This window comes from Pseudomonas sp. M47T1 (genome assembly GCF_000263855.1).
Lineage (GTDB): Bacteria > Pseudomonadota > Gammaproteobacteria > Pseudomonadales > Pseudomonadaceae > Aquipseudomonas.
Genome location: NZ_AJWX01000014.1, coordinates 12702 through 34999 on the forward strand (window position 1 = coordinate 12702; position 22298 = coordinate 34999).

The window sequence follows — 22298 nt, forward strand, 5'->3', positions numbered from 1 at the left end:
CCACGCCAATTGGACGCAGGAATCACGCTCCCTCGGCGCGCGGCACCAGGTTCAGGCACACCGAATTGATGCAATAGCGCAGGCCGGTGGGCGGCGGACCATCGGGGAACACGTGGCCCAGGTGCGCGTCGCACTGGGCGCAGGTCACTTCGGTACGGATCATGCCGTGGCTGACGTCGCGAATCTCGACCATGGCATGGTCTTCGATCGGCGCGTAAAAGCTCGGCCAGCCGCAACCGGAATCGAACTTGCTGGTCGAATCGAACAGTGCGGCATTACAGCACACGCAGTGATACACCCCGTCGGTCTTGGTGCTGTTGTACTTGCCCGTGAAGGGGCGTTCGGTGGCCTTGAGGCGGCAGACGTTGTATTGCTCGGGGTCGAGCATCGCCTTCCATTCATCCTCGGTCTTGGTGAACTGGGTCATCGGGTTACCTCGGCAGCTTAAAAACCCCGATCTGTACCTTTTCCGGTGATCGGGTGGCACGTATGATTGCGCCTTGTTCAGACCCCAGTCTGTCACCCACGCCAGGCGCATTCAATTTCATTTTCACCGCGCCATCTCGCGGCACTTTTTTTCCTTGGGACTCCATCATGCAGGTCAGCAAATCGAACAAGCTCGCCAACGTCTGCTATGACATTCGCGGGCCAGTGCTCAAGCACGCCAAACGCCTGGAAGAGGAAGGCCATCGCATCCTCAAGCTGAACATCGGCAACCCGGCGCCCTTTGGCTTCGAAGCGCCGGAGGAAATCCTTCAGGACGTGATCCGCAACCTGCCCACCGCCCAGGGCTACAGCGACTCCAAGGGCCTGTTCAGCGCCCGCAAGGCGGTGATGCAGTACTACCAGCAAAAGCAGGTGGAAGGTGTCGGCATCGAAGACATCTACCTGGGCAACGGCGTCTCCGAGCTGATCGTGATGGCGCTGCAGGCCTTGCTGAACAACGGTGACGAGGTGCTGGTACCGGCGCCCGACTACCCGCTGTGGACCGCCTCGGTGAGCCTGGCAGGCGGCCATGCCGTGCACTACCTGTGCGACGAGCAGGCCAACTGGTGGCCCGACCTGGACGACATCAAGGCCAAGATCACCCCCAACACCAAGGCCATGGTGATCATCAACCCGAACAACCCCACCGGCGCCGTGTACTCGAAAGAAGTGCTGCTGGGCATGCTGGAAATCGCTCGCCAGCACAACCTGGTGGTGTTCTCCGACGAGATCTACGACAAGATCCTCTACGACGACGCCGTGCACGTGTGCACCGCTTCCCTGGCGCCCGACCTGCTGTGCCTGACCTTCAACGGCCTGTCCAAGTCCTACCGCGTGGCCGGGTTCCGTTCGGGCTGGATCGCCATCTCCGGGCCCAAGCACAACGCCAGCAGCTACATCGAAGGCATCGACATCCTGGCCAACATGCGCCTGTGTGCCAACGTACCGAGCCAGCACGCCATCCAGACTGCCCTGGGCGGCTACCAGAGCATCAATGACCTGGTGCTGCCCAACGGCCGCCTGCTGGAGCAGCGCAACCGCACCTGGGAATTGCTCAACGACATCCCCGGCGTCAGTTGCGTGAAGCCCATGGGCGCCCTGTACGCCTTCCCGCGCATCGACCCCAAGGTCTGCCCGATCCACAACGACGAGAAGTTCGTGCTCGACCTGCTGCTGTCGGAAAAGCTGCTGGTGGTGCAAGGCACGGCGTTCAACTGGCCGTGGCCCGACCACTTCCGTGTAGTGACGCTGCCGCGGGTGGATGACCTGGAACAGGCCATCGGCCGTATTGGCGGCTTCCTGAAGAACTACAAGCAGTAATCGCGTCCTGCCTATGTGGGAGCTGGCGTGCCAGCTCCCACATAGGCAGTTGCCTGCTACATGTCTGGTAACACTTCTCTAAACAACCACTGATCCCGCCACCCCACGGCGGCAGCGCTCTGCTGTCTAGAATCATGGTTGTGACACTTTTTGAAATAGTCGCTTTGTTGAATCACCGGTGCCAGCCCCTTATATACCGGACAACGCGACAATTTCTTCTGTGAGGAGTACGTAACAACCATGATGCGAATCTTGCTGTTTCTAGCCACCAACCTGGCGGTTGTGCTGATTGCCAGCATTACCCTGAGCCTTTTCGGCTTCAACGGGTTCATGGCGGCCAACGGCGTGGATCTGAACCTCAACCAGCTGCTGATCTTCTGCGCCGTCTTCGGCTTCGCCGGCTCGCTGTTCTCGCTGTTCATCTCCAAGTGGATGGCGAAGATGAGCACCAGCACGCAAATCATCAGCCAGCCGCGCACCCGCCACGAGCAGTGGCTGCTGGCAACCGTTGAACAACTGTCCCGCGACGCGGGCATCAAAATGCCGGAAGTGGGCATCTTCCCGGCCTACGAGGCCAACGCCTTCGCCACCGGCTGGAACAAGAACGACGCCCTGGTGGCTGTCAGCCAAGGGCTGCTGGAGCGCTTCTCGCCCGACGAGGTGAAAGCGGTACTGGCTCACGAGATCGGTCACGTGGCCAACGGCGACATGGTGACACTGGCGCTGGTGCAGGGCGTGGTGAACACCTTCGTGATGTTCTTCGCGCGCATCATCGGCAACTTTGTCGACAAGGTGATCTTCAAGAACGAAGAAGGCCAGGGCATGGCGTATTACATCGCGACCATAGTCGCCGAACTGGTACTGGGCATCCTGGCCAGCATCATCGTCATGTGGTTCTCGCGCAAACGTGAATTCCGCGCCGATGAAGCTGGCGCCCGCCTGGCCGGCACCGGCGCCATGATCAGCGCGCTGCAGCGCCTGCGCTCTGAACAAGGCGTGCCGGTGCACATGCCCGACACCCTGACCGCGTTCGGCATCAATGGCAGTCTCAAGCACGGCCTGGCTGGCCTGCTGATGAGCCACCCGCCGCTGGAAGACCGCATCGAGGCCCTGCGCCGCCGCGGCTGATCCATGGGGGGGCTGGTTTGCCAGTGAGCGTTCAATCCGAACAGCTCGCTGGCAAGCCAGGCACCACAGTTTAGCGTTTCAGGCGGTAGGCGCGCTCGTGCAGGCGCTTGGCGCCAGCGCTGACGAACTTGCCGCCCTTGTCGAGAATGTCTCGGCACTCCACCTCTTCAACCTGCCATCCGGCACCCCACAACGCCCTCACCTCTTGATCCGGCACCGAAAACGGCGGCCCCGGCAGCACGTCCTGGTCGTAATCCAGGGTCACCAGCAAACCAACGCACCCTGCCGGCAGAATGGCTGCAAGGTGCTGCACATACCGCTCACGCATCTCCGGCGGCAAGGCAATCAACGCCGCACGGTCATACAATGCCGTGCACCCCGCCACGTCATCTGCGTTCAACGCAAAGAAATCGCCACACCACAGCTCGAGGTCGCCCGCCGAGTAGCAGGTGAAGTCGCCCCGCCTGACAATCTCGGGCTGCAGTCCCTGCTCGGCAAAGAAAGCCTCCACGGCTTGCGGCGCCAGCTCGACACCCAGCACCCGCATCCCCCGCCCCGCCAACCAGGCAAGGTCCAGGCTTTTGCCGCACAACGGCACCAGCACCCTGGCGTGCTGCGCCAGCAGTGGCCAATGGCGCTGCAAGTATGGATTGACCGCCGCCTGATGAAACCCGATCTGGTTGCGCTGCCAGCGCTCCCGCCAAAAATCAGCCTGCATGAACACCCCCCGAAAATATCGATCAAATAGCCCTAAAACTTATATTAGATTTAGATCATTCACTGACCGAAGATAATCCCATCTCAACACTCAGGACATCAATCATGCTTCCCAGCCTGTTTATCTCCCACGGCTCGCCCATGCTTGCCCTGGAACCCGGTGCCAGCGGCCCGGCGCTGGCCAGGCTGGCGGCCGAGCTGCCACGCCCCAAGGCGATCGTGCTGGTGTCGGCGCACTGGGAAAGCCGCGAGTTGCTGGTGGCCAGCAGCCCCGCCCCGGATACCTGGCATGACTTCGGCGGCTTCCCTGCCGCGCTGTTTGCCGTGCAATACCCGGCACCCGGCAACCCGGCCCTGGCGGCCGAGGTTGCCCAGCGCCTGGGCGACGCCGGGCTGCCGGCGCGCCTGGATCCACAACGGCCCTTCGACCATGGCGCCTGGGTACCCCTGTCGCTCATGTACCCCAATGCCGACATCCCCGTGGTGCAGGTTTCGCTGCCCAGCCGGCTCGGGCCTGAGCTGCAACACCAAGTGGGCCAGGCGCTGGCGGGGTTGCGTGAGCAAGGCATCCTGCTGATCGGTTCGGGCAGCATCACCCACAACCTGCGCGAGTTGGACTGGCATGCGGGCCCTGAACACGCCACGCCGTGGGCACTGGCGTTTCGTGACTGGATGATCGAAAAGCTGGAAGCCAATGACCAGCAAGCACTGTTCGACTATCGCCAGCAGGCGCCGTTTGCGGTGAAGAACCACCCCAGCGATGAACATTTGCTGCCGCTGTACTTCGCCCGCGGTGCAGGCGATGCGTTCAGCCTGGCCCATGCAGGCTGGACGCTGGGCGCGCTGGGCATGGACATTTATCGCTTCGACTGAACACCGTCGCGACCTGCCTGACACACCTGCAGGACCTGCGCGGGGCGCACGCTCACACAAGACAGTTGCCGCTCTGCCCACGACATAGATCCCAGGCAAAAAAAATCCCCGGCACCAGGCCGGGGATTTTTCATTTCAGATCAGCCGCAAGGCAGGATCAGTCTTCGCGATAACGACGCAACTTCAGCTGCTTGCCGGCAACGCGAGTGTCCTTGAGCTTGGCCAGCAGCTTCTCCAGGCCTTCCTCAGGCAGTTCAACCAGGCTGAAGCTGTCACGAACCTGGATACGGCCGATCGCTTCGCGGGCCAGGCCGCCTTCGTTGAGGATTGCGCCCAGCAGGTTCTTCGCGGCGATACCGTCGCGAGCACCCAGTGCGGTACGGCAACGCGCACGGCCTTCACCCAAAGGCATTGGCGCGCGACGCTCGCGATCACCACGCTCAGGACGATCACCGCTACCGGCAGTACGCTCACGTGGCGCGCTGCTGGTTGGCACCAGAGGCTGTTCACGCTCTACCGCGTCCAGGGTCAGCGCCTGGCCGTTGGTGGCCTTGCGCAGCAGGGCAGCGGCCAGGGCACGCGGGGTGCAGCCGATGTCGGCGGTCAGGCGGTCCAGCAGGTCGCCATGGGTGGCTTCTGCGTCGGCAACCAGCGGCGCCAGGCTGTTGGTCAGCTTCTTGATGCGGGCATCAAGAACGGCCTGGGCGTTTGGCAGGCGAACTTCGGCAACCTTCTGACCGGTCACACGCTCGATAACCTGCAGCATGCGGCGCTCACGCGGGGTGACCAGCAGCAGTGCACGGCCTTCGCGACCGGCACGGCCGGTACGGCCGATACGGTGAACGTAGGACTCTGGGTCGTACGGCATGTCAACGTTGAACACGTGAGTGATGCGCGGTACGTCCAGGCCACGGGCAGCGACGTCGGTGGCGACGACGATGTCCAGGCGGCCATCCTTCAGCGACTCGATAACGCGCTCACGCTGGTTCTGGGCAATGTCACCGTTCAGGGCGGCAGCCTTGTAGCCTTTGGCTTCAAGGGCGCTGGCCAGGTCGAGGGTGGCTTGCTTGGTACGCACGAAAGCGATCAGGGCGTCGAACTCTTCCACTTCCAGCAGGCGCAGGACAGCGGAGGTCTTCTGGTCAGCGTGAACCAGCAGGTGAGCCTGCTCGATCGCGGTAACGGTCTGGGTCTTGCTCTGGATCTTGACGTGTTTCGGGTCTTTCAGGTGACGCTCGGCGATCGCCCGGATGGACTGCGGCAGGGTAGCCGAGAACAGTACGGTCTGACGCGACTCGGGCATGGCCTTGAAGATGACTTCCAGGTCGTCCATGAAGCCCAGCTTGAGCATTTCGTCAGCTTCGTCGAGAACCAGGTGGTTCACGGTAGCCAGGACCTTCTCGTCACGACGCAGGTGGTCGCACAGACGGCCAGGGGTAGCCACGACGATTTGCGCGCCGTTACGGATAGCTTTCAACTGCGGGCCCATCGGGGCACCGCCATACACGGCCACTACGGTTACACCAGGCATCTGCTTGGCATAGGTTTCGAATGCAGTGGCTACTTGCAGCGCCAACTCGCGGGTTGGCGCCAGGATCAGGGCTTGCGGCTCGCGCTTGCTCGGGTCGATGCGATTCAGAATCGGCAGTGCGAAGGCAGCGGTTTTACCGGTACCTGTCTGCGCCTGGCCGATCATGTCGTGACCTTCCAGGATGATTGGGATCGATTGCTGCTGAATAGCCGACGGCTCTTCGTAGCCAGTCGCGATGACGGCTGCAACAATGTTCGGGTTAAGTCCGAGAGCGGCGAAGCCGCCGGTTTCCTGGGTCATGGGTCTGCCTCTAAGTGCATCCGCAAAGACCCATGCTCCAAAGCTGCGCATGCCTTGTAAGACTCGAGAGTCACCCTGGCAGCTTTGTCGGCGGGGATTTGCGAAAACGATTGAATGAAAAAAAAGAATCGTCAGGAAGAGTCCGCGGAACGGACGTGCAGTCGAAGTTGTCTTCGGAGGATTGCGCTACCTGAACGCGGCCTGATTAAAGACCGGCGCGCACTATACCTGAAAACGCCACGCACGTGAGAGTTTTTTCACCTTATCAGACCGCTGAACCCATGACTGTCACAGGCTTTGCGCAACCTTGGCCGCAGGTCTATTTTGCTACTGACCCGCGCGCCTGGTGCTCAGGCTTAATCGTTTCACCCTTTGCCCCCGAGGATGCCGAGATGAGCCCACCCTGCCCTGGCCACGTCAGCCGCGAGTTGCGCGGTGCCGTCATGCTGATCGGCCTCGATCGCAACGCCAAGCGCAACGCCTTCGACCTGCCCCTGCTGGAGCAACTGAGCCTGGCCTTTGGTGAATACGAGCGCGAGCCGCAGGCCCGGGCGGCGGTGCTGTTCGGCCACGGCGAGCATTTCACCGCCGGCGTGGACCTGGAAGCGGTCAGTAGCACCTTCGCCCAGGGCTGGCAACTGCCCGCTGGCGGCCTTGATCCCTGGCGCGTCGGATTGGGGCCCACCCTGACCAAGCCGCTGATCGTCGCCGCCCAAGGCTACTGCCTGACCGTGGGCATTGAACTGATGCTGGCGGCGGACATCAACCTGTGCGCCAGCAACACACGCTTCGCGCAAATGGAGGTGCAACGCGGGCTGCTGCCGTTCGGCGGCGCCACCGTGCGCCTGCAACAGGTGGCGGGCTGGGGCAATGCCATGCGCTGGCTGCTGACCGGCGACGAGTTCGATGCCCACGAGGCGCTCAGGCTGGGCCTGGTGCAGGAAGTCATGGCCAGCGAGGACCTGCTGCCCAATGCCGTGCACCTGGCCGAGCGCATTGCCGCCCAGGCACCCCTGGGGGTTCAGGCCAGCCTGGCCTCGGCGCGCCAGGCGGTGCAGGAGGGGCAGGCAGCGGCCATGGCTGCGTTGCCAGGCCATACGCAACGCTTGTTCGCCAGCGATGATGCCCGCGAAGGCCTGGCGGCGTTCAAGGAGCGCCGCCCCGGCCGGTTCAGCGGCACTTGATCAGGACGCCGGGCGCAGCTGGGCGATCAGCGCCTGCAACGAATAGCCCAGGCGCGGCATCAGCAGGTCGGCGCGGGCCTTGAGGGCTTCCATGTCCAAGTGCTGGTCCAGGTCAGCCGGAATGATCAGGATGACATTGCCCTCGGTGACCGGCAGTTCCCAGTAATGACGGTGGTACAGGCCGCGCAACAAGGCGGCGCCCAACGGCTTGCCGTCGTCACCGGCCCACTGGTTGATGATCAGCCACCCACCCGGGGTCAGGCGCTTCTGGCAATCTTCGAGGAAACGCCAGGCCAGGTGCCCCACGCCCGGGCCGTGGTCGGTGTACAGGTCGACGAAAATCAGGTCTGCCGGTTCAGCCGTGGGCAGCAGTTCAAGGGCATCACCGGTGCGGATGTACAGGCGCGGGTCATCGTCCAGGCCAAGGTACTCGATGGCCAGACGCGGCACGTCGGGGCGCAGCTCGATGGCCTCCACGTCTTCCAGGGGCAGGAATTTCAGGCAGGCCTGGGTCAGCGTGCCAGCACCGAGGCCCAGGAACAGCGCGGTTTCGGGCTGTTCGTGGCACAACGCGCCAATCAGCATGGCGCGGGTGTAGTCGTACTCAAGCCATGCAGGGTCCGCAGTGAACACGCAGCTCTGCTCGATGGCATCGCCAAACTCAAGGAAGCGGTAATCTTCCACTTCCAGCACGCGAATCATGCCGAACTCATCATGCACTTCGGCCAGCAGACGCTCCACGCGCTCACGGGTTACTTCGGGTTCGTTGTCTTGCACCACGGGCGCTCATCAAACTGGGAAAAATGCGATTGTCGCATTAATTAGGTCCGTGGTGGTTTCTTCGCGGGCAGAGCCCGCGACGAAACCACCACACAACCCAAGCCTGATACCATCAATCCACCCATCAACCACTACAAAAAAGAGCCTGTGATGACCCACCCCTGGAGCCCTGACAGCTGGCGCGCCCTGCCGGTCCAGCAACAACCCCTTTACCCCGACGCCGGTCGCCTGGCCCAGGTGGAACAGACACTGGCCAGCTACCCGCCGCTGGTGTTCGCCGGCGAGGCGCGCGAGCTGCGCCGCCAGTTTGCCGAGGTCACCCAGGGCCGGGCCTTCCTGCTGCAAGGCGGCGATTGCGCGGAGAGCTTCGCCGAGTTTTCCGCGGCCAAGATCCGCGACACCTTCAAGGTGCTGCTGCAAATGGCCATTGTCATGACGTTCGCCGCCGGCTGCCCGGTGGTCAAGGTGGGCCGCATGGCCGGGCAATTCGCCAAGCCGCGCTCGGCCAACGACGAGACCGTCGATGGCGTGACCCTGCCGGCCTACCGCGGTGACATCGTCAACGGCATCGGCTTCGACGAAAAAAGCCGCACCCCCGACCCCGAGCGCCTGTTGCAGTCCTACCATCAGGCCACCGCCACCCTCAACCTGCTGCGCGCGTTCGCCCAGGGCGGTTTTGCCGACCTGCACCAAGTGCACAAATGGAACCTGGACTTCATCGCCAACTCGGCGCTGGCGCACAAATATCATCAACTGGCCGACCGCATCGACGAAACCCTGGCGTTCATGCGCGCCTGCGGCATGGACAGCTCGCCGCAATTGCGCGAAACCAGCTTCTTCACCGCCCATGAAGCGTTGCTGCTCAATTACGAAGAAGCCTTCGTGCGCCGCGACAGCCTGACCAACGACTACTACGACTGCTCGGCGCACATGCTGTGGATCGGCGACCGCACTCGCCAGCTCGACGGCGCCCACGTGGAGTTCCTGCGCGGGGTGCACAACCCCATCGGCGTCAAGGTGGGGCCGAGCATGAAGGCCGAGGACCTGATCCGCCTGATCGACATCCTCAACCCGGACAACGACCCCGGGCGCCTTAACCTGATCGCGCGCATGGGCGCCGGCAAGGTCGGCGATCACTTGCCACAGCTGATCCGCACCGTGAAAGCCGAAGGCCGCCAAGTGCTGTGGAGCAGCGACCCCATGCATGGCAATACCATCAAGGCCAGCAGCGGCTACAAGACCCGGGACTTTGCGCAGATCCTCAGCGAAGTGAAGCAGTTCTTCCAGGTGCACGAAGCCGAAGGCACGTACGCCGGCGGTATCCACATCGAGATGACCGGGCAGGACGTCACCGAATGCATCGGCGGCGCCCGGCCCATCACCGAGGACGGCCTGTCAGACCGGTACCACACCCACTGCGACCCGCGCATGAACGCCGACCAGTCGCTTGAGCTGGCCTTCATGATTGCCGAAACCCTGAAACAAGTGCGCCGCTGACCAGACGTGCCGCCTGCGCCAGCGGCTACAGATTTAGCAGGCCATGCAGCTCGGGGCGGCGCGTGCACTCCAGGGTCACCGCCGCCAAGCCCAGCCAGCCGGCCATCGCCGTGAGTTGGCGAGCCAATGCCAGCAGCGCCTCCTGGTCCAGCCCTTGGCCCTCACCGTGAACGGCTAACACCCGCAGTTCTGCGCTGGCCCGCGCAGCCCGCACGTCCACCCGGGCCACGATGCGCTCGTTGTACAGGAAAGGCAGCACGTAGTAGCCATACACCCGCTTGTGCGCCGGGGTATAGATTTCCAACCGGTAGCGAAAGCCGAACAGCCGCTCGGTGCGATCACGCTCCCACACCAGCGAATCAAACGGCGACAACAGCGCACTGGCCTCGACCCGGCGCGGCACGCGTACCTGGGGCAGGCAATAGGCGGGCTGACGCCACCCCGCCACCTCACACCGTTGCAGTTGTCGGCCGTCGATCAGCTGCGCCAGGCTCTGGCGGGTATCGGCCGGGTCAAGCCGAAAGTAATCGCGCAAATCCTTTTCCGTCGCCACTCCCAGCGCCCCGGCGGCATGCAGGAGCAGCTCGCCGTGCGCCCGCGCCTCATCGGGAATCGGCTGACTCAGAATTGCCGCGGGAATCACTCGCTCGGGCAAGTCGTACAAACGCTCGAAGCCGCGCCGCCCGGCCACGGTCACCTGCCCTGCGGCAAACAGCCATTCCAGCGCCAGCTTTTCCGCACTCCAGTCCCACCATGGCCCCGCTCGCTCCTGGCGAGTCGACAGGCTGCCGGCACCCAGCGCGCCCTGTTCGCGCACCGTGTCCAGCACCCGATGCACCACCGCCTTCTGGTCCACGCCAAAGCGCGCCAATTCCTTGTAGATGCCCCTCCCCTCCCGGGCCCGGGCCATGCGCCAGGCCATGGCGGGATACAGGTGCAACGGCAGCAGGGAAGCCTCGTGCCCCCAATACTCGAACAGTTTGCGCTCGCGCCCACGCCCCCAGGCCAGCGCATCGAGCATGGCATGGGGGTAATCACCCAAGCGCGAAAACAGCGGCAAATAGTGAGAACGCACCACGGCATTGACCGAATCGATCTGCAGCACACCCAGGCGTTGCACCACCTGCATCAAGTGCGCGGGGGCCAGCGCCGACCGCCGTGGCCGCGCGGCAAAGCCTTGGGCAGCCAGCACCAGGCGGCGGGCCTGGGCGATTGATAGCGAGAGAGGTGCGGGCATGCTCGACTCCTTGTGGCATGCCCTACAGTAGCGTTGGCGCGCAACGCTGGCCATCGCTCATTTTTTCAGCGGATCATCCCAGAAATGCCGCTCCACCTCCCGAGACACATCGGCGCGGCTCATGCCGATGTCCTTGAGCATGTCATCACTCATCAACGCCAGTTGGTGACGCTCCCACGCCAGTTGCCGCCAGCGCCGCACGCGGCCGACCAGGCGCTGCCACACGGCCTTGAACGACACAGCGTGGGAAGGGGTGCGCAGTACCACAACGTAACCTTTTTGACCTTTCATCATCCTGCCCTCCAGTTGGGGATGACTCAGTGTCCTGCCGGGCCTATGATCAATCCAACGAATGTTTCTTATGCTTGGCATCTCGGAGTTTGATGAATGTCTCAGTATCAGAGTATCGACTCAGAGGTGTTGCGCACCTTCGTGGCCATCGCCGATGAAGGCGGCTTCACTCGCGCCGGCGAGCGGGTCAACCGCACCCAGTCGGCAGTGAGCATGCAGATGAAGCGGCTGGAGGAAGATATCCTCCAGCGCCAGTTGTTCGAGCGTGACGGCCGCCAGGTGCGCCTGACCGCCGAAGGGCAGGTGCTGCTGGGTTATGCCCGGCGGATCCTGCAACTGCACAGCGAAGTGTTCACCACCCTGCGCCAGCCGCACATGGTCGGTACCGTGCGCATTGGCACCCCCGACGACTACGCCATGCGCTTTCTGCCGGGCATCCTTTCGCAGTTTGCCCAGGCCTACCCGCTGGTGCAGGTCGAGGTGCATTGCGATAGCTCAAAGCAACTGATGCAGCGCCAAGACCTGGACCTGACCATCGTCACCCGCGAGCCCGGCAGCGAGATTGGCCAGATGCTGCGCCATGAGCGCTTCGTGTGGGCCCAGGCCCAGGGCTTCAGCCCCCACGAGCAGAATCCGGTACCCCTGGCGATGTTCAACAATGACTGCTTTTGCCGCATCTGGGCCTGCAACGCCCTGGACGCTCGGCAAAAACCCTATCGGGTGGCGTACAGCAGCCCCAGCCTTGCGGCCATCATGGCCGTGGTCAGTGCCGGCCTGGCGGTGACCGCACAACTGCAAAGCCTGATCACCCCCGACATGCGCATCCTCGGCGAAGCGGAAGGCCTGCCGCAGCTGCCCATGGCCAGCGTCATGCTGCTGCGCAACGACAGCACCCGCAACGCCATGACCGAGTGCCTGGCCGATCACATCGCCGAGGGCTTCAAACTCTAATCATTCGAACTCTCGACGAGGTTCAGCGCTCAAACCTTGTAGAAGCCGCGAGTGCGGCCATGATGGATTAGCTGGCGCATTAAACACCTTGACGCTAAATTCGCCCGCTTCAATTGACTCAAGGATCAGCATGAACGCCGACCGCCCCACTTCCAGCGCTGCCGAAGGCCACTGCGACGATCTGCTGCTCGACAGCCAATTGTGCTTTGCCCTGTACTCCACCTCGCTGCTGATGACCAAGGTCTACAAGCCCCTGTTGCAGGCGCTGGACCTGACCTACCCGCAATACCTCACCATGATGGTGCTGTGGGAAAAGGACGGGTTGACGGTGGGCGAAATCAGCACCCGGCTGCTGACTGACCCGGGCTCGCTGACCCCGCTGCTCAAGCGCCTGGAAGCCGAAGGCTTGCTCAGCCGCACCCGCAGCCGCGAGGACGAGCGTGTGGTGATCGTCGAGCTGACGGAGCGCGGGCGGGCGTTGCGGGAAAAAGCCAAGAGCATCCCAGGGTGCATCCTGGCGGCCACGGGCAGCACGGTAGACCGCTTGCGCCAGCTGCAAGGCGAATTGCTGGAACTGCGCGGCCACCTTCACCAAAACCTCTGACCCTCGCTGTGCTGTAGCCGCCGCCTCCGCGTACAGGCACACAGATACCGTTCATCGTGACCCTCGATTATTTATCTTGCGCGCAAACTATTAACGAACTAATCTAATTCCGTACCCAAGCATTCCCCCCACAGTCTTCGAGGTGTCACCATGCAAACGCTCTACACTGCAACCGTAACCGCTACCGGTGGCCGCGACGGCCGCGCTGTTTCCAGCGACAAGATTCTCGACGTGAAACTGGCCACACCCAAGGCACTGGGCGGGGCAGGCGGCGAAGCCACCAACCCCGAGCAACTGTTTGCCGCCGGCTACTCGGCCTGCTTCATCGGCGCCCTGAAGTTCGTTGCCGGCCAGGCCAAGCGCGCCCTGCCGTCCGACACCCAGATCACCGCCGAAGTCGGCATCGGCCAGATCCCCGGCGGTTTCGGCCTGGACATCGACCTGCGCATCAGCCTGCCAGGCCTGGAACAGGCCGACGCCCAGGCGCTGGTAGACGCTGCTCACCTGGTGTGCCCGTACTCCAACGCCACCCGCGGCAACGTCGACGTACGCCTGCACGTATCGGTGTGAGGCCCTGAAGGCTGACGCAAACAGCACTTCACAGGCACAAAAAAGCCCGACTCGATGGTCGGGCTTTTTGTTACGCAGGAAGGGCCAGGATTACTTGGCGCGACCTTTGTACGAACCGCCTTCGCGGGTATCGATCTCGATCATGTCGCCGATCTCGATGAAGTCGGCAACGCTCAGCTCGGTGCCATTCTTCAGTTTGGCAGGCTTCATGACCTTGCCGGAGGTGTCGCCACGAGCCGAACCTTCGGTGTAGTCGATCTGACGCACGATGGTGGTCGGCAGCTCAACGGATACCAGGCGGCCTTCGAAGAACACAGCTTCGCAGACGTCAGTCATGCCTTCTTCAACGAATGGCAGAACCGATTCGATGTCTTCGGCGTTCAGCTCGTACATGGTGTAGTCAGTGGTGTCCATGAACGTGTAGGAATCACCGCTGATGAAAGACAGGGTGGCTTCTTTACGGTCCAGGATCACGTCGTCCAGCTTGTCGTCGGCGCTGTAGACGGTTTCAGTCTTGTAGCCGGTCAGCAGGTTCTTCAGCTTGGTCTTCATGATCGCGCTGTTACGGCCCGACTTGGTGAATTCAGCTTTCTGAACCAGCCATGGGTCGTTGTCGATACGAATCACGGTACCGGGTTTAAGCTCTTTACCAGTTTTCATTGCGAATATCCGAATTTGGATGGATTTACAAAAATCTAGGCCGCATATCATATCCAATTTCGGTAAAACTTCACCAGCGCCGTCGCAAGATCAGGCTGAGCGGCTTGCCGGGCGCACCATTTCTCGGCATTGGCGCGCAATTCGTCCCAATGCTGTAACACCTGCCCCCACGCCTGGCCCATGGCCTTTCCCTGGTTCCAGGCGCGCCACAGCAGGGTCAGTGCCTGGCCCGCCTCGGCGCTCAGGCCCTCGACATAGAGCGCCAGGAAGGCTTCAAGCTTTTCCCAGTGGGCGTACTCCTCCTGCTCATAGATGTGCCACAACAAGGGCCGGCCAGCCCATTGGGCGCGCACGAACGAGTCTTCGCCGCGCACCGCATTGAAGTCGCAGCACCACAGCAGCAAGTCGTATTGATCCTGGCGAACAAACGGTACCACCTGCACCGACAGCGCCCCGCGCCGATGAACGGCGCCCACCTCAAGGGCCTCCACCGCCAGCCAGGCGTGGACGTCGCCCAGCACTCGCCCCTGCGGCACCAGCACATGAGTAGGCGATGCATCGGCCGCCAGCGCGTCCAGCCATTCGCCCAGGCTGGCATTTTCATAGGCGAACAACGACATCAACCGCGTGCCCGCGGGCACCGTCACGCCCAGGCTGGCGAGAAAATCCCGGCGCGCCTGGGGATCGGCCTGAAAGGCCTGGCGCCGCGCCAGCAGGTCGCCCTCACGCAGCAGGCCGCCCGTCTTCTCGACAAAGCCGGGAAAGAAGAAATACTTCTGCAACCGATCCGGCTGCGGCGAAGGCAGACCGTGGCAACCCGACACCCAACTTTCGGCACTCAGGTATTCAAGGTTCAGCCACAAGGCCGGCGTGGTACGCACCGCCATGGCCTGCCGATAGGCCTCGGGCAATGTGCAACCGAACGCTTCGATCACCACATCGGCTGCCTGCACCGCCGGCCACTCCAGCGGCCATTGGCAAATGTCCACGCCCTGCTGCCATTGGCTGGCCAGCTGCGGCTGAACCGAGGGCCACAGGCGCTCGAAGGATTTCAGGTCATCCACCCACAAGCGCACCGCCACATCGTGCTCGGCCGCCAGTTGACGCGCCAGGCGCCAGGTCACCCCGATATCGCCGTAGTTGTCGACCACACAACAAAAAATATCCCAGGAGGCTTTCACGTCCGCGTCCATCACCGCCCTCCAGGCAAAGTCGGGCATTGTAGAGCCAAAGTCGGCGACAGCGGCCACACTCATGAGACAATCATAAGCCAACCCTCGCCAGGAGGCCGTCATGCCCTACCGCCCCAACCCTCGCCAACTGCTGGTCACCCTCAACCCCGCACAACTGGTGGGCTGCATTGCCCTGGGTATCTGGCTGGGTTTCCTGGCCATTGCCCTGACCACATGGCTGGGCTACAAGCTGTTCTTCAACGCGCCGCTGCCCATCATCACCCCGGCGCCACCGCCACCGGCCATGCGCGCGCCCGACGACAGCTCGTCGATGTTCCAGCAGTACAATGACAACCTGCGCCGCCAGGAGCAAAGCCAGGGCGACGCCCAGAATCACAACCAGGACCCCAAATGCCAGTTCTGGCTGCAGCAGGACCGCACCGCCCCCACTGACAAGAGCCGCACCAATGTCCTCAAGTTCTGCAATTGACCTGAACAAGCACGCCTTGCGGCAATTGATCGTCGACCGCCTGGCCGAGGATTTCGACGTGCTGCAACGGGCCGCGCAAACCGCCTACGAAACCGCCACCCACGAAGAAAACGTAGCCGAGAACAAGTACGACACCCTTGGCCTGGAAGCCTCCTACCTGGCCACCGGCCAGGCGCGGCGCATGGAAGAGATTCGCCAAGCCCTGAGCCTGTATCAGCAACTGGCCTTGCGCGACTACGACCACCCGCAGGGCATTCAGATCGGCGCGCTGGTTGCCTTGGAAGCCGAGAACGGCCAGGTGCAATGGCTGTTCCTGGGCCCGGAAGCGGCGGGCCTGAAGATCACCCTGGGCGAGCGTTTGATCACCGTGATCACCCCCCGCTCACCCCTGGGCCAAAGCCTGCTGGGCAAGTTCGAAGACGAAGACATCAGCCTCACCGTGGCTGGAGTCCGCCAGGTGCATACCGTCACTCACATCGTGTAGCCACTGCCGCCAGGCCGATGGCTGACGCAAGACAGTTGCTGCTACAGGGCTAGGCGGTGAAACGCATGGCCAGGTCCTGAGCCAGGAACTGCGCCTGCAAATACTCAATGAACACCCGTGTCTTGCCCGGCAGCAGCTTGTGTTCGGCGTAGTACAGCCAGATGAACCCGTCGTCCACGTACCAGTCGGGCAGCACCCGCTGCAAACGCCCCTGCTCCAGATAAGGAACGGCAAAGGGCATGCTCACCAGGGCTACGCCCAGGTCCTGCAACGCCGCCACGCAGGCGGCGTCGGAGTCGCTGAGGGTCATGCGCGCAGGCAGGCGCAATTCAGCTTGCGCATGGCCACGCCCGGTCAGCGGCCAACTGCGCACCCGGCCGGTCTGGGGCGAGCGAATCAATATGCCGTTCTGGGCGTGAAGGTCATCGGGCACCCTTATCGGTGACCGTGCTGCCAGATAGCCGGCCGATGCCACCAGCACGCGATGGGCCGGCGCCAGCTTGCGCGCCACCACGCCCTGGGGCAGGTCGAAACCACCGCCGATGGCCGCATCAAAGCCCTGGCCGATCAGGTCCACCTGGCGATTGTCGAAGTGCCAGTCCGGCGAAATCTGCGGGTAACGGCGCAAGAACTCGCCCAGCAAGGGCACTACGTACAGGCGCCCGAATACCGTGCCCATGCTGACCCGCAAGGTGCCCGTGGGCTGGCCCTGGGCGCTGGCCAGGTTGGCCACCGCGTTCTGAATCATGGCAAAGCTTGCGCCCACCTCTTCCAGGAACCGCTGGCCAGCCTCGGTCAGGGTCAAGTGCCGGGTGCTGCGCAAAAACAACCGCACCCCCATGCGCGCCTCCAGGCGCGCAACGTTTTTGCCCACGGCAGCCGGGGTCAGGCTCAAGCGCCGGGCCGCCTCGGCAAAGCTGCCCACTTCAGCGCTGCGAACAAAGCATTCAATGTTGCTGAAGGTTTCCATGGCAGGCCATTCGATACTGTTGGTTTACTCAGACTATCCCAATCATGGTCTACCGACAGCATAATCCGCAGACGATACTGAGCCCCATCAACCAGGGCATCCCGCCCTGTGCAACTGGAGCAATCCCATGTCCAATCAACGCACATTCACTGGCAAAGTCGCCCTTGTACAGGGCGGTTCGCGGGGCATCGGTGCCGCCATCGTCAAACGCCTGGCCGCCGAGGGCGCTGCCGTGGCCTTCACCTACGCAAGCTCCGCAGGGGCCGCCAAGGCGCTGGTCGACGGCATCACCGCTGAAGGCGGCAAGGTCCTGGCAATCAAGGCTGACAGCGCTGACGCACACGCCATCCGCAACGCCGTGGACAGCACTGTGGAAACCTTCGGCCGCCTGGACATCCTGGTCAACAACGCCGGTGTGCTGGCCCTTGGAGCGCTGGAAGACTTCAGCCTGGAAGATTTCGACCGCACCTACGCCGTCAATGTGCGCAGCGTGTTCATCGCCAGCCAGGCTGCTGCCAAGCACATGGGTGACGGCGGGCGCATCATCAACATCGGCAGCACCAACGCCGACCGCATGCCCTTCGCCGGCGGCAGCGCCTACGCCATGAGCAAGTCGGCGCTGGTGGGCCTGGTCAAAGGCCTGGCGCGCGACTTGGGGCCACGGGGCATCACCGTCAACAACGTGCAGCCCGGCCCGGTGGACACCGACATGAACCCGGCCAACGGCGAAATGGCCGAAAGCATGTTGGGCTTCATGGCGCTGAAGCGCTACGGCCATGCCGACGAGATCGCCGGCTTTGTCAGCTACCTGGCCGGCCCGCAAGCAGGTTACGTCACCGGTGCCAGCCTGACCATCGACGGTGGCTTCGGCGCCTGATCCGCAAGCGCCTGCTCCAGCATCGCGACAAACGCCCGAGCGGCCGGCGTTGGGGTATTCGACCAGATGGCATACAGCCGACGCCGTGGCGCATCACTGACAGGCACCGTGACCACGGCCTGGAAGCTGCGCGCCACGCTGGCCGGCACCAGGCCCAGGGCCATCGCCCGCTGAACAAACTGCTCCACCAGACGCATGTCACTGACCTCGAACTGCACCCGGTGCGCCACGCGCGCCGCCGCGAAGGCCTCGTCGGTCTGACGCCGCGCACCACTACCGGCGGCAAAATCCACCAAAGCCTGATCCGCCAACTGGGCCAGGCTGACCTGCGCCAGCGCTGCCAGGGCGTGGTCGGGATGCATCACGGCCACCAACTCTTCGTCGGCCAATGCCCGCGATGCCACGCCCTGCACCGGCTCGCCCGGCCACACGCCAATCAGCGCCACGTCCATACGCCGCCCGCGCACTTCTTCCAACAGCCATTCGCTGCGCCCCACACACAGTTGCACATCCACCTGAGTGTACTGATGGTGAAACGCAGCAATACGCTCCACCACGTCGAGCCCGGTCAGTGACGAGATCATTCCCAGGCCCAGGCGGCCGCGCACCTGCCCGCAGGCCGCAGCCACGTCATCGCTGATGCGCCGCGCGGCAGCCAGGGCCGTGCGGGCACTGTGCACGAAGGCTTCGCCGGCCGGCGTCAACGCCACCCGCCGTGACGTGCGCTCGAACAACTGCGCACCCAGTTGACGCTCCAGGCGTGCGATCTGATGACTCAAGGCCGACTGCACAGTGTGGCAGCGCTCTGCGGCGCGCGTGAAGCTGCCCTCCTCGGCCACTGCCAGGGCATATTCGATCTGTTTGAGGTTCATGCCTTTCATCTCGTTTTACGATCGATTCAATGACAACAATACATTGGTGTCATGGATAAGCCATGGGGATACTTCTATCCTCTTTCCCCGTACGGATACGCTCGCATGTCCACCCCGCGCAACACCTCACTCAGCCCGGCCCTGACCTTGCTCATGGCCATCGCCACCGGCCTCACAGTAGCGAGCAACTATTACGCGCAACCATTGCTGCACACCATTGCCCAGCAATTGGGGCTCAGCACCGCCAGTGCCGGCAGCATTGTCATCACCGCGCAACTGAGCTACGGCGCCGGCCTGTTCCTGCTGGTGCCGCTGGGTGACCTGCTGGAGCAGCGCCGCCTCATCGTCACCATGACCCTGCTCAGCGCCGCCGGCCTGGTGCTGAGCGCCATGGCGCCGAACCTGACGTTGCTGCTGCTGGGCACGGCCATCACCGGCCTGTTCTCGGTGGTGGCCCAGGTACTGGTGCCGATGGCGGCCAGCCTCGCCCACCCGCAACACCGCGGCCGCGTGGTAGGCACCTTGATGAGTGGCCTGCTGCTGGGCATCCTGCTGGCGCGTACAGCGGCCGGCCTGGTCTCATCATTGGCCGATTGGCGCGCCATTTACTGGCTCGCAGCTGCCCTGCTGACCTTGTGCGCAGTGGCATTGGCGTTTTCGCTGCCGCGCCGTCGGCAGTCCGCAGGGCTAGGCTACGGGCAACTGCTGGGCTCGGTGCTGACGCTGTTCGTTGAAGAGCCGGTGCTGCGCTTGCGCGCCCTGCTGGGGCTGCTGACGTTTTGCCTGTTTGGCCTGTTCTGGACACCCCTGGCGTTCGTCCTCAGCGCTGCACCCTACGGCTATTGCGACGCCACTATCGGTTTGTTCGGCCTGGCCGGTGCCGCTGGTGCGCTGGCGGCCAACGCCGCCGGGCGCCTGGCTGATCGCGGCAAGGGCAGCCTTGCCACCTTGATAGGGCTGGCGACCCTGCTGGCCGCCTGGCTACCCCTGGCGTTCGCCGGGCGGTCCCTGTGGGCACTATTGCTGGGCGTGCTGGTGCTGGACCTGGCCGTGCAACTGGTACACGTCAGCAACCAGAACGCGGTCTATGCCCTGCGCCCCTTGGCACGCAACCGCCTCAACGCGGGGTACATCACCTGCTATTTCATCGGTGGCGCGCTGGGTTCAACCCTGGGCGCGCAACTCTACGCTCGCCTCGGCTGGCCCGGCATCGTCGGTGCCGGTGTCGCCATCAGCGCGCTGGCCCTGGTGGTGTGGCTCACCCGCGCAACAGCAAGCAGCGCGCCCTCAGCACAGAGGGACAGCAGCTCGTCGCCCGACATTGACTTGCGCAGCAGGTGAGCTATTCCCAAGGTTTGGAATTCACTGCATTCAACCTGGAAATCCCACCATGAAGCTCACAATAAAAGCCGGTGATTTCTTGCAGTGTGAAGGCGAGTACAGCAATGGATCGCTCACGCTCAAGACTGCCAACCACCCCTCGCCCGGCGAGCGGATACCCCTCAACCGCATCAAGAACATCACCGTCGCCAATCAGGAAATCAACCGCAGCCTGGGCGGTGCCATCGGCTGGGGCATGGCCGGCGCGCTGGTACTGGGCCCCCTGGGGCTGGTGGCCGGGTTATGGCTGGGCGGCAAGGAAGAACAGGTGACGTTCATCGCCACGCTGAAGGACGGCCGCAAGTTGACGGCCGTGGCGGATAGCCGGACGTTTTCGAAACTCAATGGGAGGTTGCACAAGACGGCGTGAGGCGTGGGCCTTTGGGCAGCGGCGGCTTCCCGTCGCCGCTGCTTGCGTCAACGGCTACAGAGTGGCAGGCATTCAACTGCAGGCAGGGGGTGAAAGCCTGACGTACCAAAGCTTCCTGCCATTTGTTAGCGAGAGTGGCATGGTTGCCATAGCCACGTCGCAGAATGATTCTGCCAAACTGTGCACCCACTCGGAGAGCATGCTCTAAGACGTCAGGTGAGACATTGTCGCAGTCCACCAGCACGGCAACGCGTGCTTCACCAGGTGTAGGGTGAGCGGCCATCTTCGTTTTCCGATATGTCAATCAGCGCCCAGGGTTTCGGCGCGCACGCCAGCCATTGAGCCAATCAGCAGGTTGAATGCCCCGCGCTCCTCGGGGCTGATCAGCGTTGGATGCAGCGCCTCTACGCGGGCATATAAGGACGCCTGCTGCGCCTGCCCGGCCGCCAGGTCCGTGACCTGGCCCAGCGCCGCAATGGCCTGATGCACGGCGATCAGGTCGGCCAGGCGGGAATGCTCGAAGCTATTCGGCGAAGTCGGGTCGTTGTTCATGTGCGGGGGTCCTTGAATTATGGGGATGTGGCTTCTACGGCCTCGGCCCCGGTTTGCAGCGGGGCTAGGGGTGCCGGCGTTTTCGCTTCAGGGATTTGTCACTCATTCCCCAAATTTGCTGGCAAGCATTTCCCGGACAGCACCGACCAAATCAGACTCGCCAGTACGCGCAGGCAACAGGCTGAACTCAACGTCGGGCAAAGCCGGTAACAGGAAGGCTGGCCGGCAAATCTCTGCGCCCACCGGCACAGCCGAGGCATTCAGGCAAGCGACCCCCAGCCCCGCCATCAGTGCTGATTGCAGCCCTGCTACTCCGGACGCGGAATGGGCAATTACATAAGGCACCTTATGGGCGTCCAGCGTCTCTCGGGTAAGGCGTTGGAGACTGCATCCCTGCGGTAGCACCAATAGTGGCAACGCGCTATCTTCTTCGTTCCTCGGCTCAGACCCCATGGCTGATACCCAATGCAATGCTTCCCGACGTACCGGGATGCCCTCGGGAAGGCTGCGGCCATCAAGTATTCGCATTGAAAGGCCGATATCGAAGTCGCCTGCATCTGCACCGCTCTCTATCTGCATACTCTTTCGCACCGACACATGCAGTCGAAGGCGTGGATATCTCAGGCGCAGTTGCTTCAACAACTCGGCAATCGAAACGGGCAAGAAGTAGTCGGTGATCGCCAATCTCAATTCGCCGGCAAACGTCACTCCGCGTACGTCTTCAAGAGCGCGATCACTCATGGCCAACAGTTCTTGTGCATGCACCATCAATCGCTCCCCTGCGGGCGTAGGCCGGACACCCTTTTTGCCCCGCTCCAGCAGCGTTACACCGGTGAATGCTTCCAGCTTGCGTAATTGTTCGCTCAACGCTGATTGCGACCGGCACAGGTGCGGCGCGGCCTCCGAAAGACTGCCGCAAGCCATGGCAACGGTGAAGGAACGCAAGAGATCCAGGTCAAAGGGGCGCATGTTGATCCTGCCGTTTTTCCGATAGATGAATGC

At 63.1% G+C, this 22298-nt stretch carries 24 protein-coding genes and 2 pseudogenes; 13 read left to right on the forward strand and 13 right to left on the reverse strand.

The window, feature by feature from the left end; all coding sequences use genetic code 11:
• Nucleotides 1-22: 22 nt before the first annotated feature.
• Nucleotides 23-427, reverse strand: coding sequence for a peptide-methionine (R)-S-oxide reductase MsrB (gene msrB, locus PMM47T1_RS15525; RefSeq protein WP_008370469.1), 405 nt, complete (start codon nt 425-427; stop codon nt 23-25).
• A 167-nt stretch (nt 428-594) separates the two neighbouring features.
• Here msrB and PMM47T1_RS15530 point away from each other — a divergent pair, with 167 nt between their 5' ends.
• Complete coding sequence (locus PMM47T1_RS15530; RefSeq protein ID WP_008370471.1) at nt 595-1806, forward strand: pyridoxal phosphate-dependent aminotransferase; 1212 nt, start codon at nt 595-597, stop codon at nt 1804-1806.
• A gap of 240 nt (nt 1807-2046) precedes the next feature.
• On the forward strand, nt 2047-2934 hold the full coding sequence (htpX, locus tag PMM47T1_RS15535; protein WP_008370475.1) for a protease HtpX: 888 nt from the start codon (nt 2047-2049) through the stop codon (nt 2932-2934).
• 70 nt (nt 2935-3004) lie between these two features.
• On the opposite strand, the gene PMM47T1_RS15540 is transcribed toward htpX, so the two are convergent.
• Nucleotides 3005-3652, reverse strand: a complete 648-nt coding sequence (locus tag PMM47T1_RS15540) for a thiopurine S-methyltransferase (protein WP_008370477.1) — start codon at nt 3650-3652, stop codon at nt 3005-3007.
• A gap of 104 nt (nt 3653-3756) precedes the next feature.
• On the opposite strand from PMM47T1_RS15540, the gene PMM47T1_RS15545 reads away from it, so the two are divergent.
• Nucleotides 3757-4524 carry a DODA-type extradiol aromatic ring-opening family dioxygenase gene (locus tag PMM47T1_RS15545; protein WP_008370479.1) on the forward strand — a complete coding sequence of 256 codons (768 nt, stop codon included), beginning with the start codon at nt 3757-3759 and terminating at the stop codon, nt 4522-4524.
• A gap of 157 nt (nt 4525-4681) precedes the next feature.
• Here the strand turns inward: PMM47T1_RS15545 and PMM47T1_RS15550 are convergent.
• Nucleotides 4682-6389 (reverse strand): annotated as a pseudogene (locus PMM47T1_RS15550) (DEAD/DEAH box helicase).
• Nucleotides 6390-6747: 358 nt separating this feature from the next.
• Here PMM47T1_RS15550 and PMM47T1_RS15555 point away from each other — a divergent pair.
• Entirely contained in the window at nt 6748-7539 is a 792-nt protein-coding gene (locus PMM47T1_RS15555; RefSeq protein WP_008370489.1) for a crotonase/enoyl-CoA hydratase family protein, read from the forward strand.
• Here PMM47T1_RS15555 and PMM47T1_RS15560 read toward each other — a convergent pair whose 3' ends face one another.
• Nucleotides 7540-8241 (reverse strand): spermidine synthase, encoded by a 702-nt coding sequence (locus tag PMM47T1_RS15560; RefSeq protein ID WP_050990426.1) that lies wholly within the window; start codon nt 8239-8241, stop codon nt 7540-7542.
• Between the two features lie 228 nt (nt 8242-8469).
• Between PMM47T1_RS15560 and PMM47T1_RS15565 the strand changes: the two genes are divergently transcribed.
• Entirely contained in the window at nt 8470-9816 is a 1347-nt protein-coding gene (locus PMM47T1_RS15565; protein ID WP_008370491.1) for a class II 3-deoxy-7-phosphoheptulonate synthase, read from the forward strand.
• Between the two features lie 25 nt (nt 9817-9841).
• Here PMM47T1_RS15565 and PMM47T1_RS15570 read toward each other — a convergent pair whose 3' ends face one another.
• Together PMM47T1_RS15570 and PMM47T1_RS15575 are read right to left on the reverse strand one after the other, a co-directional pair.
• The gene (locus PMM47T1_RS15570) at nt 9842-11053 is read right to left on the reverse strand and encodes a winged helix-turn-helix domain-containing protein (protein ID WP_008370492.1); all 1212 of its coding nucleotides are present in this window, start codon (nt 11051-11053) and stop codon (nt 9842-9844) included.
• A gap of 57 nt (nt 11054-11110) precedes the next feature.
• Nucleotides 11111-11344, reverse strand: coding sequence for a DUF1127 domain-containing protein (locus PMM47T1_RS15575; RefSeq protein ID WP_008370493.1), 234 nt, complete (start codon nt 11342-11344; stop codon nt 11111-11113).
• Between the two features lie 96 nt (nt 11345-11440).
• Between PMM47T1_RS15575 and PMM47T1_RS15580 the strand changes: the two genes are divergently transcribed.
• The 3 genes from PMM47T1_RS15580 to PMM47T1_RS15590 all read left to right on the forward strand — a co-directional run bounded on the left by PMM47T1_RS15580 (nt 11441) and on the right by PMM47T1_RS15590 (nt 13469).
• A complete protein-coding gene (locus PMM47T1_RS15580; protein WP_008370494.1) occupies nt 11441-12295 on the forward strand; it encodes a LysR substrate-binding domain-containing protein in 855 nt (284 codons plus the stop codon).
• A 130-nt stretch (nt 12296-12425) separates the two neighbouring features.
• On the forward strand, nt 12426-12899 hold the full coding sequence (locus PMM47T1_RS15585; protein ID WP_008370495.1) for a MarR family winged helix-turn-helix transcriptional regulator: 474 nt from the start codon (nt 12426-12428) through the stop codon (nt 12897-12899).
• A 150-nt stretch (nt 12900-13049) separates the two neighbouring features.
• Nucleotides 13050-13469, forward strand: a complete 420-nt coding sequence (locus PMM47T1_RS15590) for an organic hydroperoxide resistance protein (RefSeq protein WP_008370497.1) — start codon at nt 13050-13052, stop codon at nt 13467-13469.
• Between the two features lie 90 nt (nt 13470-13559).
• Here the strand turns inward: PMM47T1_RS15590 and PMM47T1_RS15595 are convergent, their stop codons facing one another.
• A complete protein-coding gene (locus tag PMM47T1_RS15595; protein ID WP_008370499.1) occupies nt 13560-14129 on the reverse strand; it encodes an elongation factor P in 570 nt (189 codons plus the stop codon).
• 47 nt (nt 14130-14176) lie between these two features.
• Nucleotides 14177-15310 carry an elongation factor P maturation arginine rhamnosyltransferase EarP gene (earP, locus tag PMM47T1_RS15600; RefSeq protein WP_008370500.1) on the reverse strand — a complete coding sequence of 378 codons (1134 nt, stop codon included), beginning with the start codon at nt 15308-15310 and terminating at the stop codon, nt 14177-14179.
• Nucleotides 15311-15422: 112 nt separating this feature from the next.
• Here earP and PMM47T1_RS15605 point away from each other — a divergent pair, with 112 nt between their 5' ends.
• On the forward strand, nt 15423-15791 hold the full coding sequence (locus PMM47T1_RS15605; protein WP_008370502.1) for a hypothetical protein: 369 nt from the start codon (nt 15423-15425) through the stop codon (nt 15789-15791).
• A 1-nt stretch (nt 15792) separates the two neighbouring features.
• Nucleotides 15793-16275 (forward strand): GreA/GreB family elongation factor, encoded by a 483-nt coding sequence (locus PMM47T1_RS15610; RefSeq protein ID WP_043301150.1) that lies wholly within the window; start codon nt 15793-15795, stop codon nt 16273-16275.
• A 49-nt stretch (nt 16276-16324) separates the two neighbouring features.
• Here the strand turns inward: PMM47T1_RS15610 and PMM47T1_RS15615 are convergent, their stop codons facing one another.
• Nucleotides 16325-17245 carry a LysR family transcriptional regulator gene (locus PMM47T1_RS15615; protein ID WP_008370504.1) on the reverse strand — a complete coding sequence of 307 codons (921 nt, stop codon included), beginning with the start codon at nt 17243-17245 and terminating at the stop codon, nt 16325-16327.
• Between the two features lie 127 nt (nt 17246-17372).
• On the opposite strand from PMM47T1_RS15615, the gene PMM47T1_RS15620 reads away from it, so the two are divergent.
• Nucleotides 17373-18122: a 3-oxoacyl-ACP reductase family protein gene (locus tag PMM47T1_RS15620; protein WP_008370505.1), complete on the forward strand. Its 750-nt coding sequence runs from the start codon at nt 17373-17375 to the stop codon at nt 18120-18122.
• Here PMM47T1_RS15620 and PMM47T1_RS15625 read toward each other — a convergent pair.
• Nucleotides 18074-18994 carry a LysR family transcriptional regulator gene (locus PMM47T1_RS15625; protein ID WP_008370507.1) on the reverse strand — a complete coding sequence of 307 codons (921 nt, stop codon included), beginning with the start codon at nt 18992-18994 and terminating at the stop codon, nt 18074-18076. The genes PMM47T1_RS15620 and PMM47T1_RS15625 overlap by 49 nt on opposite strands.
• Before the next feature lie 105 nt (nt 18995-19099).
• Here PMM47T1_RS15625 and PMM47T1_RS15630 point away from each other — a divergent pair, with 105 nt between their 5' ends.
• On the forward strand, nt 19100-20335 hold the full coding sequence (locus tag PMM47T1_RS15630) for an MFS transporter (protein WP_008370509.1): 1236 nt from the start codon (nt 19100-19102) through the stop codon (nt 20333-20335).
• A 49-nt stretch (nt 20336-20384) separates the two neighbouring features.
• On the forward strand, nt 20385-20744 hold the full coding sequence (locus tag PMM47T1_RS15635; RefSeq protein WP_008370511.1) for a hypothetical protein: 360 nt from the start codon (nt 20385-20387) through the stop codon (nt 20742-20744).
• A 76-nt stretch (nt 20745-20820) separates the two neighbouring features.
• On the opposite strand, the pseudogene PMM47T1_RS30365 reads toward PMM47T1_RS15635, so the two are convergent.
• The 3 genes and pseudogenes from PMM47T1_RS30365 to PMM47T1_RS15645 form a co-directional block, all read right to left on the reverse strand.
• Nucleotides 20821-21027 (reverse strand): annotated as a pseudogene (locus tag PMM47T1_RS30365) (NYN domain-containing protein); the annotation flags it as partial.
• Between the two features lie 17 nt (nt 21028-21044).
• Nucleotides 21045-21296, reverse strand: coding sequence for a hypothetical protein (locus PMM47T1_RS15640; protein WP_008370513.1), 252 nt, complete (start codon nt 21294-21296; stop codon nt 21045-21047).
• Nucleotides 21297-21398: 102 nt separating this feature from the next.
• A complete protein-coding gene (locus PMM47T1_RS15645; protein ID WP_008370515.1) occupies nt 21399-22265 on the reverse strand; it encodes a LysR family transcriptional regulator in 867 nt (288 codons plus the stop codon).
• Nucleotides 22266-22298: the final 33 nt, after the last annotated feature.

Bases quoted from the DNA above. Each gene is read 5' to 3' on its own strand.
- msrB (WP_008370469.1), bottom strand. From the start codon at position 427: ATGACCCAGTTCACCAAGACCGAGGATGAATGGAAGGCGATGCTCGAC.
- PMM47T1_RS15530 (WP_008370471.1), top strand. From the start codon at position 595: ATGCAGGTCAGCAAATCGAACAAGCTCGCCAACGTCTGCTATGACATT.
- htpX (WP_008370475.1), top strand. From the start codon at position 2,047: ATGATGCGAATCTTGCTGTTTCTAGCCACCAACCTGGCGGTTGTGCTG.
- PMM47T1_RS15540 (WP_008370477.1), bottom strand. From the start codon at position 3,652: ATGCAGGCTGATTTTTGGCGGGAGCGCTGGCAGCGCAACCAGATCGGG.
- PMM47T1_RS15545 (WP_008370479.1), top strand. From the start codon at position 3,757: ATGCTTCCCAGCCTGTTTATCTCCCACGGCTCGCCCATGCTTGCCCTG.
- PMM47T1_RS15555 (WP_008370489.1), top strand. From the start codon at position 6,748: ATGAGCCCACCCTGCCCTGGCCACGTCAGCCGCGAGTTGCGCGGTGCC.
- PMM47T1_RS15560 (WP_050990426.1), bottom strand. From the start codon at position 8,241: ATGATTCGCGTGCTGGAAGTGGAAGATTACCGCTTCCTTGAGTTTGGC.
- PMM47T1_RS15565 (WP_008370491.1), top strand. From the start codon at position 8,470: ATGACCCACCCCTGGAGCCCTGACAGCTGGCGCGCCCTGCCGGTCCAG.
- PMM47T1_RS15570 (WP_008370492.1), bottom strand. From the start codon at position 11,053: ATGCCCGCACCTCTCTCGCTATCAATCGCCCAGGCCCGCCGCCTGGTG.
- PMM47T1_RS15575 (WP_008370493.1), bottom strand. From the start codon at position 11,344: ATGAAAGGTCAAAAAGGTTACGTTGTGGTACTGCGCACCCCTTCCCAC.
- PMM47T1_RS15580 (WP_008370494.1), top strand. From the start codon at position 11,441: ATGTCTCAGTATCAGAGTATCGACTCAGAGGTGTTGCGCACCTTCGTG.
- PMM47T1_RS15585 (WP_008370495.1), top strand. From the start codon at position 12,426: ATGAACGCCGACCGCCCCACTTCCAGCGCTGCCGAAGGCCACTGCGAC.
- PMM47T1_RS15590 (WP_008370497.1), top strand. From the start codon at position 13,050: ATGCAAACGCTCTACACTGCAACCGTAACCGCTACCGGTGGCCGCGAC.
- PMM47T1_RS15595 (WP_008370499.1), bottom strand. From the start codon at position 14,129: ATGAAAACTGGTAAAGAGCTTAAACCCGGTACCGTGATTCGTATCGAC.
- PMM47T1_RS15605 (WP_008370502.1), top strand. From the start codon at position 15,423: ATGCCCTACCGCCCCAACCCTCGCCAACTGCTGGTCACCCTCAACCCC.
- PMM47T1_RS15615 (WP_008370504.1), bottom strand. From the start codon at position 17,245: ATGGAAACCTTCAGCAACATTGAATGCTTTGTTCGCAGCGCTGAAGTG.
- PMM47T1_RS15620 (WP_008370505.1), top strand. From the start codon at position 17,373: ATGTCCAATCAACGCACATTCACTGGCAAAGTCGCCCTTGTACAGGGC.
- PMM47T1_RS15625 (WP_008370507.1), bottom strand. From the start codon at position 18,994: ATGAACCTCAAACAGATCGAATATGCCCTGGCAGTGGCCGAGGAGGGC.
- PMM47T1_RS15630 (WP_008370509.1), top strand. From the start codon at position 19,100: ATGTCCACCCCGCGCAACACCTCACTCAGCCCGGCCCTGACCTTGCTC.
- PMM47T1_RS15635 (WP_008370511.1), top strand. From the start codon at position 20,385: ATGAAGCTCACAATAAAAGCCGGTGATTTCTTGCAGTGTGAAGGCGAG.
- PMM47T1_RS15640 (WP_008370513.1), bottom strand. From the start codon at position 21,296: ATGAACAACGACCCGACTTCGCCGAATAGCTTCGAGCATTCCCGCCTG.
- PMM47T1_RS15645 (WP_008370515.1), bottom strand. From the start codon at position 22,265: ATGCGCCCCTTTGACCTGGATCTCTTGCGTTCCTTCACCGTTGCCATG.